This window comes from Brevibacterium sp. 1718 (assembly GCF_051131255.1).
Taxonomy (GTDB): Bacteria; Actinomycetota; Actinomycetes; order Actinomycetales; family Brevibacteriaceae; genus Brevibacterium; species Brevibacterium sediminis.
Genome location: NZ_CP186550.1, coordinates 2,589,737 through 2,603,823, shown reverse-complemented (window position 1 = coordinate 2,603,823; position 14,087 = coordinate 2,589,737). Strand labels below are relative to the sequence as shown.

The 14,087-nt window shown below is 62.9% G+C and carries 14 protein-coding genes and 1 pseudogene; 13 read left to right on the top strand and 2 right to left on the bottom strand.

The genetic code is table 11. From position 1 onward, the window contains the following. Window positions 1–154 precede the first annotated feature (154 nt). The 9 genes from ACOZ9V_RS11660 (at window position 155) to ACOZ9V_RS11620 (ending at window position 9,394) form a co-directional block, all read left to right on the top strand. The gene (locus tag ACOZ9V_RS11660; RefSeq protein ID WP_434590189.1) at window positions 155–2,170 is read left to right on the top strand and encodes an ABC1 kinase family protein; all 2,016 of its coding nucleotides are present in this window, start codon (window positions 155–157) and stop codon (window positions 2,168–2,170) included. A 176-nt stretch (window positions 2,171–2,346) separates the two neighbouring features. Beyond that, window positions 2,347–2,637: a putative quinol monooxygenase gene (locus tag ACOZ9V_RS11655; RefSeq protein ID WP_434590186.1), complete on the top strand. Its 291-nt coding sequence runs from the start codon at window positions 2,347–2,349 to the stop codon at window positions 2,635–2,637. Window positions 2,638–2,697: 60 nt separating this feature from the next. Then, window positions 2,698–3,234 (top strand): DJ-1/PfpI/YhbO family deglycase/protease, encoded by a 537-nt coding sequence (locus ACOZ9V_RS11650; RefSeq protein ID WP_434590183.1) that lies wholly within the window; start codon window positions 2,698–2,700, stop codon window positions 3,232–3,234. Continuing rightward, window positions 3,231–4,115: a helix-turn-helix transcriptional regulator gene (locus ACOZ9V_RS11645; RefSeq protein WP_434590180.1), complete on the top strand. Its 885-nt coding sequence runs from the start codon at window positions 3,231–3,233 to the stop codon at window positions 4,113–4,115. The genes ACOZ9V_RS11650 and ACOZ9V_RS11645 overlap by 4 nt, the downstream gene beginning before the upstream one ends. 585 nt (window positions 4,116–4,700) lie before the next feature. Further along, window positions 4,701–4,949: a hypothetical protein gene (locus tag ACOZ9V_RS11640; protein ID WP_434590177.1), complete on the top strand. Its 249-nt coding sequence runs from the start codon at window positions 4,701–4,703 to the stop codon at window positions 4,947–4,949. A 299-nt stretch (window positions 4,950–5,248) separates the two neighbouring features. After that, entirely contained in the window at window positions 5,249–5,857 is a 609-nt protein-coding gene (locus ACOZ9V_RS11635) for a helix-turn-helix domain-containing protein (protein WP_434590174.1), read from the top strand. Window positions 5,858–5,949: 92 nt separating this feature from the next. Beyond that, window positions 5,950–7,422 carry a peptide MFS transporter gene (locus ACOZ9V_RS11630; protein WP_434590171.1) on the top strand — a complete coding sequence of 491 codons (1,473 nt, stop codon included), beginning with the start codon at window positions 5,950–5,952 and terminating at the stop codon, window positions 7,420–7,422. Between the two features lie 38 nt (window positions 7,423–7,460). Further along, a complete protein-coding gene (locus ACOZ9V_RS11625) occupies window positions 7,461–8,597 on the top strand; it encodes an NAD(P)/FAD-dependent oxidoreductase (protein WP_434590168.1) in 1,137 nt (378 codons plus the stop codon). 71 nt (window positions 8,598–8,668) lie between these two features. After that, window positions 8,669–9,394, top strand: coding sequence for an SDR family oxidoreductase (locus ACOZ9V_RS11620; RefSeq protein WP_434590165.1), 726 nt, complete (start codon window positions 8,669–8,671; stop codon window positions 9,392–9,394). Between the two features lie 30 nt (window positions 9,395–9,424). On the opposite strand, the gene ACOZ9V_RS11615 is transcribed toward ACOZ9V_RS11620, so the two are convergent. Continuing rightward, window positions 9,425–9,805 carry a VOC family protein gene (locus ACOZ9V_RS11615; protein WP_434590162.1) on the bottom strand — a complete coding sequence of 127 codons (381 nt, stop codon included), beginning with the start codon at window positions 9,803–9,805 and terminating at the stop codon, window positions 9,425–9,427. Window positions 9,806–10,185: 380 nt separating this feature from the next. On the opposite strand from ACOZ9V_RS11615, the gene ACOZ9V_RS11610 reads away from it, so the two are divergent. Beyond that, complete coding sequence (locus tag ACOZ9V_RS11610) at window positions 10,186–10,833, top strand: patatin-like phospholipase family protein (protein WP_434590159.1); 648 nt, start codon at window positions 10,186–10,188, stop codon at window positions 10,831–10,833. Between the two features lie 82 nt (window positions 10,834–10,915). Here the strand turns inward: ACOZ9V_RS11610 and ACOZ9V_RS11605 are convergent. Beyond that, window positions 10,916–11,398 (bottom strand): annotated as a pseudogene (locus ACOZ9V_RS11605) (arginase family protein); the annotation flags it as partial. On the opposite strand from ACOZ9V_RS11605, the gene ACOZ9V_RS11600 reads away from it, so the two are divergent. The 3 genes from ACOZ9V_RS11600 to ACOZ9V_RS11590 all read left to right on the top strand — a co-directional run bounded on the left by ACOZ9V_RS11600 (window position 11,303) and on the right by ACOZ9V_RS11590 (window position 14,061). Then, window positions 11,303–11,782: a hypothetical protein gene (locus tag ACOZ9V_RS11600; protein ID WP_434595467.1), complete on the top strand. Its 480-nt coding sequence runs from the start codon at window positions 11,303–11,305 to the stop codon at window positions 11,780–11,782. The pseudogene ACOZ9V_RS11605 and the gene ACOZ9V_RS11600 sit on opposite strands and share 96 nt — an antisense overlap. 78 nt (window positions 11,783–11,860) lie before the next feature. Beyond that, on the top strand, window positions 11,861–12,454 hold the full coding sequence (locus ACOZ9V_RS11595; protein ID WP_434590156.1) for a TetR/AcrR family transcriptional regulator: 594 nt from the start codon (window positions 11,861–11,863) through the stop codon (window positions 12,452–12,454). Window positions 12,455–12,528: 74 nt separating this feature from the next. After that, window positions 12,529–14,061, top strand: a complete 1,533-nt coding sequence (locus tag ACOZ9V_RS11590; protein WP_434590153.1) for an MFS transporter — start codon at window positions 12,529–12,531, stop codon at window positions 14,059–14,061. Window positions 14,062–14,087 lie beyond the last annotated feature (26 nt).

Genomic DNA, 14,087 nt, shown 5'->3' with positions numbered 1-14,087 from the left:
ATGCACCGGAAACTCTCAATCACAGCAACCCGCCGATCAATTAGGCTGGTGACGGCGCCGAACTACAACGCACCACGCCGGACTGGGCCGTAAGGGTCACGCTGAACGATGACCCACCTCGGCGAGTGACCACACACGACGGAAGGGCTGACGGGTGACGATCCTCTACACCATCGGACTGGGCGTCCTCAGCGCGCTCATCGTCGGGTTCCTCGTCCGGCGGATGATGCTCACCGGCACCGGAGCCGCGCGCAACACCATCGTCTCCCTCATCATGGGCCTCTCGATCTGGCCCATCACCCTCCAGGCGTACAAGCTCCTCGGCATCTCCGAATCCGACCAATACCCGAACCTGTCGATGAGTTTCCCCGCCATCATGGTCTTCCTGCTGCTCTTCGCCTGGTTCATCGTCATCCAGATGTTCGTCCTCCTGGCGATCGAACTCATCATGCCCTCGGGCACCCTGAGCTCACTCATCCGCAACGCACCGAAGATCCCCACCTGGTACCGCCGCGTCAACCGCCTGGCCCAGATCCAGAAAATCCTCATCAAATTCGGCCTCTCCCGCTACCTCCGACCCCGAATCCCCACTCTGCGCGTCTCCCTCCGAGAGATCGCCGCCACCACCCGTGACGCGCTGGCCGCCTCGGGGGTCACATTCATCAAGCTCGGCCAGTTCATCGCCACCCGCGGTGACATGATCCCGCACGAATTCGTCGAGGAGTTCTCCACCCTCCAGGCCGGAGTGAAACCCGTTCCCTTCGCCGAGGTGAAGGACCAACTTGAGGCCGAATGGGGCCGTCCCGTCGCCGAGGTGTTCGCCGAGTTCGATGAGAAACCCTTCGCAGGTGCCTCCGTCGCCCAGGTCCACCGCGCCGTGACCTGGGAAGGTCGCGTCGTCGCGGTCAAGGTGCAGCGACCGAAGATCCGCAAACAGGTCCGGGCAGACTGCGATATCGTCCTCACCCTGGCCGACCGTCTCGATCGCACCACCGACTGGGCGAAGAAGATCGGCATCGCGAAGCTCGCCCGCAGCTTCGTCGATTCACTACAGGGCGAACTCGACTATCGCGGCGAGCTCGCCCACATCGAAGCCCTCCGCCTCGCCGACGAGACCGGGCGGTCGACGACGAAGACTGATTCCGTCGTCCACATCCCTCACGTGTACAAGGAGCTCTCCGGCGAGTTCGTCATTGTCATGGACCTTGTCGAGGGTTCCCCTCTGTCCCACGGCGCCGAGGTGGTCGACCACCTCTCCGAAATCGCGCGCAGAGAGATCGCCCAGGACCTCTTCCTCATGGTCGTCCGCCAGGTGCTCGGTAAGGGCATCTTCCACGCCGACCTCCACCCGGGAAACATCGTCGTCTCGAGTGCGGGACGTGCCGGCCTCGTCGACTTCGGAGCCGTCGGGCGCATCGACAAACGCGACCGTCGAGCAATCGCTTTGCTGCTCATGGCCTTCGACTCGCAGAACTCGCAAGCGGCAACTGCCGCAATCCTCGAGCTGCTCGGTACACCGAGCGAGGTGAATCTGCGGGAGCTGCAACGCGAGATCGGGCAGATCATGCTCAAGTATGGAGACGGCGCCCCGGGCTCAACCTCGGCGGCCCTGTTCGGGGAGCTCATCGACTTCGTCGTCGACTTCGGGTTCCCGATGCCAGCCTCTGTGGCGACTGCCTTCCGCGCGATCAGCACGCTCGAAGGCTCGATCACGCGACTTGTCCCGGAACTCAATCTGCTCTCCCTGGTCACTCAGAACGGGAAGGCGCTCTTACGGGATGTTGGGGGACTGGGCATCTCCCGCCAGGAGATGACGCTCTACGCTGCGGCGACCGCTCCTCAGATCGCCGAGTTGCCCGGCCAACTCTCACGGATCGCGGGACACCTGCAGGATGGCACCCTCGACGTCGGTACATCCGGCTTGAATATCACGACGATCAAGAACCTGCTGGTCTCCACCGTCGAACAGTTCATCCAGGTGATTGTCTCGACTGCGCTTATCCTCGGCGGGGTGATTCTGATGGCCGCCGACTTCGGGCCGCCTCTGGCTCCCGAACTCAAGCTTTTCACGTACTTCGGGGCCTGGATGTTGCTTGCCGGCAGCGTCATCGCTGCCCTTGTCCTCGCCCCCGCCCTTCGGCAGCGCATGGTCTGGGATGGATTGGGATAGAAGGCCTTCTTCGGCCCAGGCTCGCCTATGGAATGACGAACGCCGTGACGCGGCGATGATGCACGCAATCCTGGGTGGCCATGTCAAGGCCTGGTGCGAGCCTCGCCTTGGTGATGTCCTTGAATAAGTGGGCCGCCGATCCGCGGTGGCCTCCGACATAGTGAAGGAGCCAACTGATGGTCATTCTCAACGTGTTTTTCGACGTCAAGCAGGAGAACGAAGGCGCTTTCGTCAAACTCATGCACCATATGGTCGTAGAATCCAACAAAGAGAAGGGCTGCACCCTCTATCAGCTGCACCGAAACGTAGCAGAACCGCTCTCGTACAACCTCATTGAACACTGGGAGACGCAGGAGGACCTCGATGCCCACGCGAAGTCCGAGCATTGGAAGCATTTCGACGCGACGGTCAACGACTACCTGTACTCGAACTACGACGAGCACCATTACAAAGAGATCGATTTCTAGATTCCGACCGCGCTCAGTTTCCGATCGCTCAGAAGTCAGAAGAGAGAAGGGGCCGCCATCATGGTCAGTGCTGTCATCATCGCCACCTCCTACGGTGTCGAACGCGACGAAATCGTTGTGCCCAGGGACCAACTCACGTCCATCGGAGTCTCAGTCACTGTCGCCACTCCGTCGAACCACGCCATCGAAACCCTGGTCGGTGACAGGGAGACGGGCCCAATAGTCGACTCCGATGTACTGTTGTCGGAGATCCGGGCCGATGATTATGATCTTCTCGTCATCCCAGGCGGCACCATCAATGCCGACTCATTGCGTCTTGAGGACGATGCGAAACGCATAGCCGCCGACTTCGCGAAGGCAGGTAAACCGATAGCGGCGATCTGCCACGGGCCCTGGCTGATCGCCGAGACGGACTTTGCAGTCGGGAAATCCCTGACGTCCTATCCCTCGCTGCGCACCGACATCAACAACGCCGGCGGCATCTGGGTCGATGAGCCGGTCGTCGTCGATGAGACGAACGGATTCGTGCTCATCACATCGCGAACACCAGACGACCTCGGCCAGTTCACGACGGCTATAGAGAGACAGGTCGCGTGACCTCACGGCGATCCGCGCGGCGGCCTGCCTTTCTCCAGTTGGCCGCCGCGCAGGCATCCGAGGCCTATCGGCGTACGGCATTGAGTGGTTTCCTGCGTACCCGCCGGGCCGGCCTCAGTCCTGACCCATCGTGGCTCATCGTCGATTCAATCACTGCCCGACGTGTGCCCGGTATGCGCAGAGAAGAACTGGCCTGGGCGGCCGACATTAGTGTTGACTATTACACGAAGCTCGAACAAGGGCGAGCAACCAGACCGTCACCGACGGTTGTGGCTTCGCTTGCCGAGGCGCTGCAACTCGACGCACTCAATCGTCGATATTTGGGGGCATTGGCATCTCCTGAGCCGGCTGTATCGTCCAAAGACGACTCTGATCTCGTCCGTGCTGCCGAAGCAACCCTGCGCCGCCTCGGCGGCCAAATACGTGACCCGATCATGCTGCACTTGCTCACCCACGATCTGATCATCCGGAGGCTCGACCCCGACAGTGCGCGCGTGCTCTTTCCAGAAGGCCGAGCGCCTGCCGATCGTGGCCCCGATGTCTCGCTTTTGGAGTACATCTTCGCGGAGCCGATCAGCCGCCACGTCTACGTCGATTGGTCAGCCAAAGCTCGCGAGGTCGTGGGACTGGCGCATCTGAGCCTCGCGACCAGCGAACCGACGGCAAGGCTGCTCGCAACGTTGGACCGTCTGTGGGAGCTCAGCTCTGCATTCCGCTATCTCTGGTCCAGATTCGAACCGCACGACAAAGGCACCGGGACCTGGCGACTGACGCTTCCGGGCGTCGGCGTTACCGAGTGTGATTTCTCTACCTTTCGGACTCCCTCCTGTACAGATGTGTCGTTGGTCGTCTACGGTCGCACCGAAGGCGCTCAGCACTGACAGGCAAGGCCCCGAGTTCAGACAGCCGAGTCCCGTTGTCTGTGGGTCGCCGGAAAGGGGCGCGTATGGTGAGCCGAACGAGCACCTGCACCTCGGTTCGGGTGGCGCCGTCCGTCAAAGAATTTCCATCGTCATCGCCGGTTGGATCGGCCTCGTGTGAGCGTGGGCTGTGCTATCGGTGCTCGTCGGAGAACAGTCGACTTCGTCATTCGACGGCACCGTCACTCTCGTTCGCCAGGGTGAGAGAATGACAGCGACACGATAATCGTGTCCGGGTGTTCTCCTGGTGCATTTGGTGTCGGTACGGATTCGAGGGAAATGGCCGGCCAACAGTCACAGCCCCCGAGATTCCCCAGCTAGCTCCGCCGAACCGGGAGCGCTCGATCTACGACAGTCACACCCGTCTCTCGGCCTGTCCCAAGGCACGTCTCCTGCACTCCACTGGATTTCAATCGCAGAGCGCTCATCGCCATCTGGTGGGTGATCACTCGTTAGGATGGCGAGCATGGCAGATGCAGACCTGACGACGAGCACGAACACGACGACTCGGATCAGCGATACTGCGCCGACGTCGGTACATCCGGCTTGAATATCACGACGATCAAGAACCTGCTGGTCTCCACCGTCGAACAGTTCATCCAGGTGATTGTCTCGACTGCGCTTATCCTCGGCGGGGTGATTCTGATGGCCGCCGACTTCGGGCCGCCTCTGGCTCCCGAACTCAAGCTTTTCACGTACTTCGGGGCCTGGATGTTGCTTGCCGGCAGCGTCATCGCCGCCCTCGTGCTGGCGCCGGCCCTGCGACAACGGATGATCTGGGAAGGCCTCGGGTAGTCCTCGGCCACGGCATCCAGATGAACGTCAAGACCAAGGGCTGGTACAACCCGGGCCTGGCGACCGCGGTGCTCCTCCACCTGCCGGAGGCGAAGCCATGCACTTCCGCATATGTAGAGCCTGTCGCCTCGTCGTCTCCGCAGAGATGTCTTCCCAGGCGGCCAGAATATTCTCGCCAGTGCCAGCCACGGCACCAGCCATGAGTCTGTTGGCAACCCCGGAGGAGGGCTCGGGGAGTTGGGCCCGGCGGCAGTGTTTTATATTGACGCACAAAGTTTTGTGTGATTAAACTCATGAACATGGAGAAGCCCACGTCTGATACCGGTTCACCGTCGAATGCTCATGCCGTTCGAGTGGGCGCCTCCATTCGGCGAATCCGCACGACACAGGGACTGAGTCTTCGCAGACTTGCTGAGAAGAGCGGTCTCTCCTCGGGGTTCCTCTCCCTGGCCGAACGAGGTGTCAGCGCCCTGTCCCTGACCTCGCTATTCGATATCGCGGAAGCCCTCGGGGTCGATGCGGTCTCGTTGCTCGGGGCTGAGGACGCTCCTGCTGAGAAGAACGTCGTCGTGCGGAGGCAGGACAGTGCCGACACCGTTCAGGTCGCCATGGGAGACCGCGAGCACACCGTGCTCAGCGGGGGCCTCACCGATCAGAAGCTCGAGGTGCTGCGCACGATCATCGCCCCGAGCGACAACCCCCCAGAGATGACCGCACACGAAGGTGAAGAGTTCTGCTACGTCCTCGATGGCGAGCTGACCTTCTCCTTCGCCGAGGGCGATTACACCCTTCGTTCCGGCGATTCCATCCATTTCACCTCGTCGACACACCACGCCGTCTACAACGGCACGGACACCCCAACGACCACCTTGTGGGTGGTCGACCGACCGCTGCTCCACCACACGTAACCGAAACACCCAACCGACACCACCACTAGACAGACCGGCTCGTTGTGCTGCGACGTTGCCGTACCCTTTCACACCCAGAATCAGAGGCGACAATGACGACGCGTACGACCACGACAGGCCCAACCAAGACTTTCTTCGGCCACCCTCGCGGGCTGTCGACATTGTTCTTCGTCGAACTGTGGGAGCGATTCTCCTACTACGGCATGTCCGCGATTCTCCTCTACTACCTCTACCACTCCGTTAGCGAAGGCGGACTGGGGATCGACGAAGGCACGGCCACGGCCATCGTCTCGATCTATTCCGCACTCGTGTACATGTCCGGTGTCATCGGGGGATGGGTGGCCGACCGACTGCTCGGAATGCGCAAGGCCATCGTCATCGGCGGCGTCCTCATCATGTTCGGCCACATTGCGCTCGCCATCCCGGGCGGCGTCCCCATGCTCCTGGTCTCGATGTTGCTCATCGTGCTCGGAACCGGCCTGCTCAAGACGAACGTGTCCAGCTCCGTCGGCGAGCTGTACGCGAAGACGGACAACCGCCGAGACGCCGGGTTCTCACTCTTCTACATGGGCATCAACATCGGTTCGTTCGTCGCGCCCTATCTCGTCGGCACCGTGGGTCAGAGGGTCAACTACCATCTCGGATTCAGTCTCGCGGCCATCGGGATGGCCGTCGCCCTTGTCGTCTACATCCGCGGCGGACGCCATCTGGCTGCTTCGCCTCCGACCAACCCGCTGCGCGCTGGCGATGGACCGCGCCTCATCGGTCGAGCCTCGGCGGGCGGATTCATCATCGCGGCCCTCTTGGTCCTCGCCGGCGTCACTGGTCTCCTGACCATCACGACCCTGATCAACACGGTCACCGCGCTGTCGGTCATCCTTCCCATCGCCTACGTCATCATCATGCTGCGCAGCCCGCGCACGGACGCAGTTGAACGATCCCGCCTCCTGGCCTACGTGCCGCTATTCATCGGTGCGGTCTGCTATTGGATCGTCAACGAGCAGTCGGCTTCTGTGCTCGCTGAGTTCGCCGATGAACGCACCGACCTCACGGTCCTCGGGTTCGAGGTGCCGTCGTCATGGTTCGCCTCGCTCAACCCCATCGCCACCATCATTCTCGCTCCGACGTTCGCCTACCTGTGGTTCCGGCTGGGCGACCGGCAGCCGTCCACGCCGATCAAGTTCTCGCTCGGCCTCTTCCTCGGCGGTGCCTCGTTCGTCCTCATGGCCGGCCCTGCAGTGCTCTTCGGAACAGACACGCCCGCCAGCCCGCTGTGGCTGCTCGCCAGCTACGTCGTCGTCATCTGCGGATCGATGTGCCTCTCACCAGTCGGTCTCTCGGCCACGACCAAGCTGGCGCCTCGGGCATTCCTCTCGCAGATGATGAGCCTCTGGTTCCTCGCCTCGGCCACGGCAAGCGGCATCAACGCCCAGCTTGTCCAGTTCTACAGCCGCGAGACCGAGGCGCAATATTTCGCCGGAGTCGGCGCCGGCGTCATGGTCGCCGGTGTGCTCATGCTCGTCGTCGCACCGTGGGTGCGCCGCCATATGTCCGGCGTCCGCTGACGTCTACTCGCCCCGATCAGAAAGACAGGTCAGACACAATGAAGACAATCATCATCGGCAGCGGAGTTGTCGGAGCATCCGCCGCATATGAGCTCGCAAGAACCGGCGCGGACGTCACGCTCGTCGACTCGGATGAAAGCGGGCGCGCCTCATCGGCCGGCGCGGGAATCATCTGTCCGTGGTCGTCGAGGGTGGAAGACCCGAACTGGTATGCGATCGCCTCCGCCGGGGCCGAGTTCTATCCCGAACTGCGCCGGAACCTCGAGGCCGACGGAGCGGGCGATTTCAGCTATCGCCAAGTAGGATCGCTGCGGTTGACTACCGAGGAGAGCGTCGAGTCCGACTTTGCGGCGGTCTCTCGACGGGCTGCGGCCTCCGACCTCGCCGGGGACGTCGACGTCATCACCGGAGACAAGACCAAAGCCAAATTCCCGCCGCTCGAGCACGCCGGTCCGGTCATTCACATTCCCGGAGCCGCTCGCCTCGACGGCCGGTCGTTGGTGCACGCTCTGCGCGCGGGTGCTGCCCGGCACGGGGCGACGACCCTCTCCGGCCGGGCAACAATCGAAGCGGACAGCCAGATCCGTGGCGTCACGGTCAACGGCGAGTTCGTTGCCGCCGATGTCGTCATCGACGCGTCCGGAGCATGGTCTCCTGAGCTGCTCAAGCCGCTGGGGCTCTCCTCGGCGATCAGGCCGCAGCGTGGGCAGATCACCCATCTGGGATTGGCCGGTGTCAATACTCGCGACTGGTCCGTGCTCCTGCCGATGTCAAGTCACTATCTGCTCGCCTTCGACGACTCCCGAGTGGTCGTCGGAGCTACCCGCGAAGTGGACAGCGGATTCGACTACCGGCTGACGGCGTCGGGGATTCACGAGGTGCTGACGGAGGCACTCTCGGCGGCGCCGGGCCTCGCCGATGCGACGTACCTGGACACTCGGGTAGGGTTCCGCCCTGTCGGGCCCGACATCAGACCGCTGCTCGGCCATGTCGCGGAGCTGCCGGGATTGATCATCGCCAATGGTCTGGGAGCCTCCGGGCTGACGATGGGCCCCTATGTCGGTTCACTTGCTGCGCGACTGGCACGCGGTGAAACGCCGGAGCTCGACCTGGCTCCCTATGATCCGCTGCGGACGCCGACGGGCGAACGGGAAGCTGCGGCGGTGAGCGCCTGAACGGGGGCAGCCCCACTAGTAGCAGCGTCTGCATAGGGAGGTCATGGACATGCCGCCGCCGAGCCACGAGGATGGGCGACACGGACAACGAGAAGACTGCGTTGGTCACCGGCGCGAACAAGGGAATCGGCTTCGCCATCGCCCGGGGGCTCGGGAAGCTCGGCTTTACCGTCATTGTCGGCGCCCGTGACGACGGCAGGCGCGACGAGGCCGTCGGACGGCTTCAGGATGAGGGGATCGACGCGTGGGGTGTGCGTCTGGATGTCACCTCCGACTACAGCGTGACTGAGGCCGCAGCGACGGTCGAGCAGTCAATCGATCGGCTCGACGTCCTCGTCAACAATGCCGGGATCTCCGGGCGGATGGGCGGAGGCGGTCAGGACCCGTCCACGCTCGACCTCGACGTCGTCCGCACCGTCCTCGACACGAACGTCTTCGGCGTCGCCCGGGTGACGAACGCACTGCTGCCGCTGGTGCGTCGCGCCGCGCCTCCCCGGTTCGTCAACATGTCGAGCTCCATGGGATCGCTGACGCTGCAGGAGGGGCCAATCTCCGCCGCCTACGGTCCGTCGAAGACGATGCTCAATTCCCTGACCGTCCAATACGCTCGTCAGCTCGCTGACACCAACGTCATCATCAACGTCGCCTGCCCCGGCTATGTGGCCACGGATTTCACCGGCCACAACGCTCCGCGGACCCCGGAGCAGGGAGCCAGAGCCGCCATTCGGCTCGCCACTCTGCCTGATGACGGACCGCGCGGGAGGTTCTTCAACGAAGACGGTGAGCTTCCCTGGTGAACGATAATCGCCGAGGCGGCCGGTGACCGTTCAGGCGTTCGCCGGCGGGTGCTCGGCGATACAAAACAGATTGCCCTCGGGGTCGGCGAGCGTCGTCCACCTGACGTGGGGGTGTTCGTCGAGAACGTCCCATCTGTGCGCCGCGCCGAGGCGGACCGCGCGCTCGACCTGCGCATCCCTTTGACCCAATGGGGCGGTGAGGTCGAGGTGGGAGTCCTGATGGTCTGAGCGGGGAGACGTGCGCGGCTGGAACATCATCGGGATCCCGCCGCCCGGGTGGGCGGGAAGGTAGGCCATCCCCGAATAGTATTTGGGCACCACGTCGAGGAACGCCGCCCAGAAGTCGCCGAGCGCTTCGGGGTTGTCTGCTTCGACGTTCCACGCGCCCAGCGTGAGGGGAGAGTTCGTCATGGGTGGAGCCTTTCGTCTTGGTTCCAGGGATATCAGCACAGTGATAACAGATGCATGTTTGTGCATATTCCGGGTGGCCTTCGCCAGAGTCGTTAGGATGACGGATATGAGAGACGCAGACCAGGCGACGACAGCAGAGACGACGACGCGGATCGGCGACACTGCGCTGATCTTCGAGGGCGGTGGGATGCGTGCCTCGCTGACGAGTGGGATGGTCGTCACGCTGCTCAACGCCGGATTGTCGTTCGACTGGGTTGCGGGCATCAGCGCCGGAGCGTCGAATACGGTGAACTACATCTCCTCTGATGTGTGGCGCGCCCGTCGGTCCTTTGTCGAGTTCGCCGCGGACGAGCAGTTCGGAGGTTGGCGGTACTTCGCTCGTGGGCAGGGAATGTTCAACGGCGGAGTACATCTATCAGAAGGCCGGCGGCCCCGAGGAGGCGCTGCCCTTCGACTGGGATGCGTTCCAGTCGAGTCCCGCGGACATGAGGATCGTTGCGTTCGATGCCGTCTCCGGCGAGGAGGTCGTGTGGTCAAAGAAAGACACCCCGCAGATCGAGGATCTCATGGTCCGTGTTCGTGCCTCGTCGACGATGCCGGCGCTCATGCCGCCGGTGCATCTCGACGGGCATGTGTACGTCGATGGTGCGATGGGGGAGGACGGCGGCATCGCGCTGAGTCAGGCGCAGCGTGAGAGGTTCGAGAAGTTCGTCATCGTGCTTACGCAGGAAAGTGGGTATAAGAAAGTGCCGCAGCGGTTCCCTGCTGTCTATCGGAGTATCTTCCGTCGGTACCCGGCGCTGGGGGAGGCGCTGCTGACGAGGTGGGCCCGGTACAACGAGACCCGTGAACGTATCTTCGCCCTCGAGGAGGAGGGCAAGGCACACGTCTTCGCCCCGGACCGCATGCCGGTCGACAACAGCACCCGCAACCTCTCACGCCTGGCTGCAGCTCACCGCGCGGGGCTGTCGCAGGCGCGCCGTGAGCTACCGGCGATTCGCGAGTTCGTTGGCATCAGCGAGGAGTAGCTCTCCGTGAGCAGACGAGCGGTGCCGCTTGCCAAGCAAGTTCAACCTGGCAAGCGGCACCGCCGATTCCCTTGCGGCGGAATCAGCTGTTGGTGAGTAGTCCCATGATGTCGAAGACGACGGTGGCAGCCGCAAGTGCCGTGGTGTCGGCGTGATCGTAAGCGGGCGAGACTTCGACGACATCGGCGCCCACGATGTTGATCCCCTTCAACGCCCGAAGCATCCGCAGCAGCTCGCGAGAATGCAGACCGCCCATCTCCGGAGTCCCGGTACCGGGTGCGAAAGCGGGATCGAGCACATCGATGTCGATCGACAGGTAGACCGGGGTATCGCCGATGCGCTCTTGGACCCGACGGACCGCCTCGGGGACTCCGATGTCGTCGATGTCCGAACAGCGGATGATCTGAAATCCGAACTCGTGGTCCCGGACGAAGTCGTCCTGGTCATACACCGGTCCGCGAATGCCGACATGCATCGACCGATCCTCGATGAGCAAGCCCTCCTCGAACGCGCGACGGAACATCGTGCCGTGGGTGATCGGTTCGTCGAAATAGGTGACCCACGTGAACTGCCCGGGCAGATCTCGCGCATCGCCGGCCATCTGCAGGACGGTACGCTCGACGTCGGCACGAGCGGACTCAACATTTCAACGATCAAGAATCTGCTGATCTCGAATGTCGAACAGTTCATCCAGGTCATCATCTCAACAGCGCTCATCCTCAGTAGAGTGATTCTCATGGCCGCGGACTTCGGGCCGCCCCTGGCGCCCGAACTCAAACTCTTCACGTACTTCGGCGCGTGGAAGCTGTTGGCCGGCAGCGTCATCGCGGCGCTGGTCCTCGCACCGGCGCTCAGACAGCGGATGGCATGGGAAGGGCCGGGCTGGCACGCGCAGCTGAACGCGCAGGGGGGCATGCGCATCGCCCGACGCGCCAGAATTCGCCTCTGACCCACGGATAGCCAGGTTCGCTTAACGAAACGATACGTTGTGTTGCGGAATCTATGTGATCTGTGCCATGCTCCGAATATGACCGAGAACACACCAAAGGGCAGGCCGCTCGACTCCGATCTGACGCAGCGGGTCCTCACCACAGTGCGTTCACAGGTCGAAGAGTACGGATTCGTGAATCTGAGCATCGAGAAGGTCGCGGCGGAAGTCGGATGCGGAAAGACCACCATCTACCGTCGATGGCCAAGCAAACCTGAACTCGTTGCCGCAGCCATCCTCGACAACACCGAAGTCGGGGAGCTGCCGGACACCGGTGACGTTGTCGACGACCTCGTCGAACACGCGTGGCAGAACCGGGAGAACTTCCGACGATCGAAGAACGAATCGGGAAACAACGGCATGCTGTTAGCGATGTTCAATATGGATGTCATCCCGATCATCTCGGAATCGTTCATGAAGGCGCGCCACGCTCTGGGGCGCGAGATCCTCGCCCGCGGGGTGGCACGGGGACAGGTGAGCGGCGTACTCGATCATGACCTCATCATCGATACCCTCGCAGGACTCACACTCTTCCGCATCACCCTCAAACCCGAAGCCCGCGGGCGCACCGATGACGACATCAAAGATACCTACCGCAGCCTCGTGCGCTCGCTCATCGGCCGTCAGAGCTGACGATCACCGATGACCATTCCGTGTGCGACGGCGCAGTCGGCACGCGGTTCTCACTCAACAGGAAAGGAAACACTATGACCACCCCCGACCCCGCGCTCGGCACGAAGTCGAGCAAACGGCTCCTCGCTGTCGTCGGATTCCTCGTCTTCGTCGAATTCTCCAGCGGATTCCTTCAGGGTTACTACGTCCCGCTGCTCGACGGGATCCGCGACAGCCTCGGCGTCTCTGACGCCTCCATTGCGTGGTTCATCACCGTTCAGACTCTCACCGCCGGAGTCTGCGTTCCGATCCTGTCGAAACTCGGCGACATCTTCGGCCACCGGCGCATGCTGCGCATCGGGATCGTCGCCGTCCTCATCGGAACCGTGCTGGTCGCGCTCGCTCCCAGTTACCCGCTCGTCCTCCTCGGCAGGGTTCTCAGCGGCCCCCTCGCAGTATGGCTGCCGCTCGAACTCGCGATCGTGCACAATCAGATCAAAGGCGAGACGGCACGGCGCGCGATCGGCATGCTCATCTCCGCACTGACGATCGGCGCGCTCATCGGTTCCTTGGCTGCCGGCCTGTTCTCGTCGGTCCTGCCATCCACCGTCGCGCAGCTCCTGGTACCCGTGGTCATCGTCGCGATCTCCGCGATCTTCGTCTTTACTCTCGTCCCGGAATCGACCGTCCGCACCTCGCCCACGATCGACTGGCTCGGTTTCATCCTGCTCGCGCTCTTCATGCTCGCACTGCTCGCAGGCATCAACATCGTCACCGCGCAGCCCGTCGCCGGCGCAGTCCTCCTCGTCGTCGCCGTCGTCCTCATCGGCATCTTCGTATGGTGGGAGCTGAGAGCCAAGGTACCCGCACTAAATATGCGCCTGCTCACCTCGAATCGGCTCTGGCCTGTTTACGTGACATCGTTCCTCTTCGGAATGGTGCTCTTCGGAACGCAGAGCATCACGACCACGTTCCTCGCCGGCAAACCCGAACTCGTTGGGTACGGGTTCGGCCTCAGCGCCGGAGTCATCTCGCTGACCACCGGAGCGAACATGCTGCTGGCAGCGGTCGGTGCCGCAATCTACTCCTTTGTCGCCCGCGCCACTTCGCTCAAGGGTGTGCTTATGATCGGTTCGGCCGTGATCGCGCTCGCCCAGCTGCTCCTCATCTTCGGCCATGCCTCACTCGTCTTCGTAGTCATCGGAATCGCGGTCGCCGGCCTCGGGTCGGGGCTCCTCCTCGGTGGGTTGCCGGCCGCGACAACGGAGTCATCGCCTGCTGACGAGACCGGAATCGCCACGGGCGTCTACAACTCCGTGAAGACACTCGGCGGGGCACTCGCTGGAGCCGTGTTCGCCGTCGTCCTGGGAATCTTCGTCATCCCCGAGGCCGGAGCCTCGGGACTCGGCGGCTACATCACCATTTGGGCGATCTGCGCCGGGGCCACCGGAATCTGCCCCATCCTGCTCTCCGTCATCCGGACGCCGGACAAGGGCGAATCCCATGACCAGACCGCACATCAGGGTGAGAACGACAACCTCGCCGAGGCAGCGCTCCCAGCCGAGGAGGCTCGCCCGGGTCAGGACACCCGTCCGGGCGAGGACACACGTCCGACCTCGGCCGTGTGAGCCGTCTCCGACCGAATCCGCACACT

Coding starts and splice junctions, on each gene's coding strand:
- ACOZ9V_RS11590 (WP_434590153.1), top strand. CDS start 12,529: ATGACCACCCCCGACCCCGCGCTCGGCACGAAGTCGAGCAAACGGCTC.
- ACOZ9V_RS11655 (WP_434590186.1), top strand. CDS start 2,347: ATGGTCATTCTCAACGTGTTTTTCGACGTCAAGCAGGAGAACGAAGGC.
- ACOZ9V_RS11620 (WP_434590165.1), top strand. CDS start 8,669: ATGGGCGACACGGACAACGAGAAGACTGCGTTGGTCACCGGCGCGAAC.
- ACOZ9V_RS11630 (WP_434590171.1), top strand. CDS start 5,950: ATGACGACGCGTACGACCACGACAGGCCCAACCAAGACTTTCTTCGGC.
- ACOZ9V_RS11650 (WP_434590183.1), top strand. CDS start 2,698: ATGGTCAGTGCTGTCATCATCGCCACCTCCTACGGTGTCGAACGCGAC.
- ACOZ9V_RS11635 (WP_434590174.1), top strand. CDS start 5,249: ATGGAGAAGCCCACGTCTGATACCGGTTCACCGTCGAATGCTCATGCC.
- ACOZ9V_RS11595 (WP_434590156.1), top strand. CDS start 11,861: ATGACCGAGAACACACCAAAGGGCAGGCCGCTCGACTCCGATCTGACG.
- ACOZ9V_RS11600 (WP_434595467.1), top strand. CDS start 11,303: ATGCATCGACCGATCCTCGATGAGCAAGCCCTCCTCGAACGCGCGACG.
- ACOZ9V_RS11625 (WP_434590168.1), top strand. CDS start 7,461: ATGAAGACAATCATCATCGGCAGCGGAGTTGTCGGAGCATCCGCCGCA.
- ACOZ9V_RS11615 (WP_434590162.1), bottom strand. CDS start 9,805: ATGACGAACTCTCCCCTCACGCTGGGCGCGTGGAACGTCGAAGCAGAC.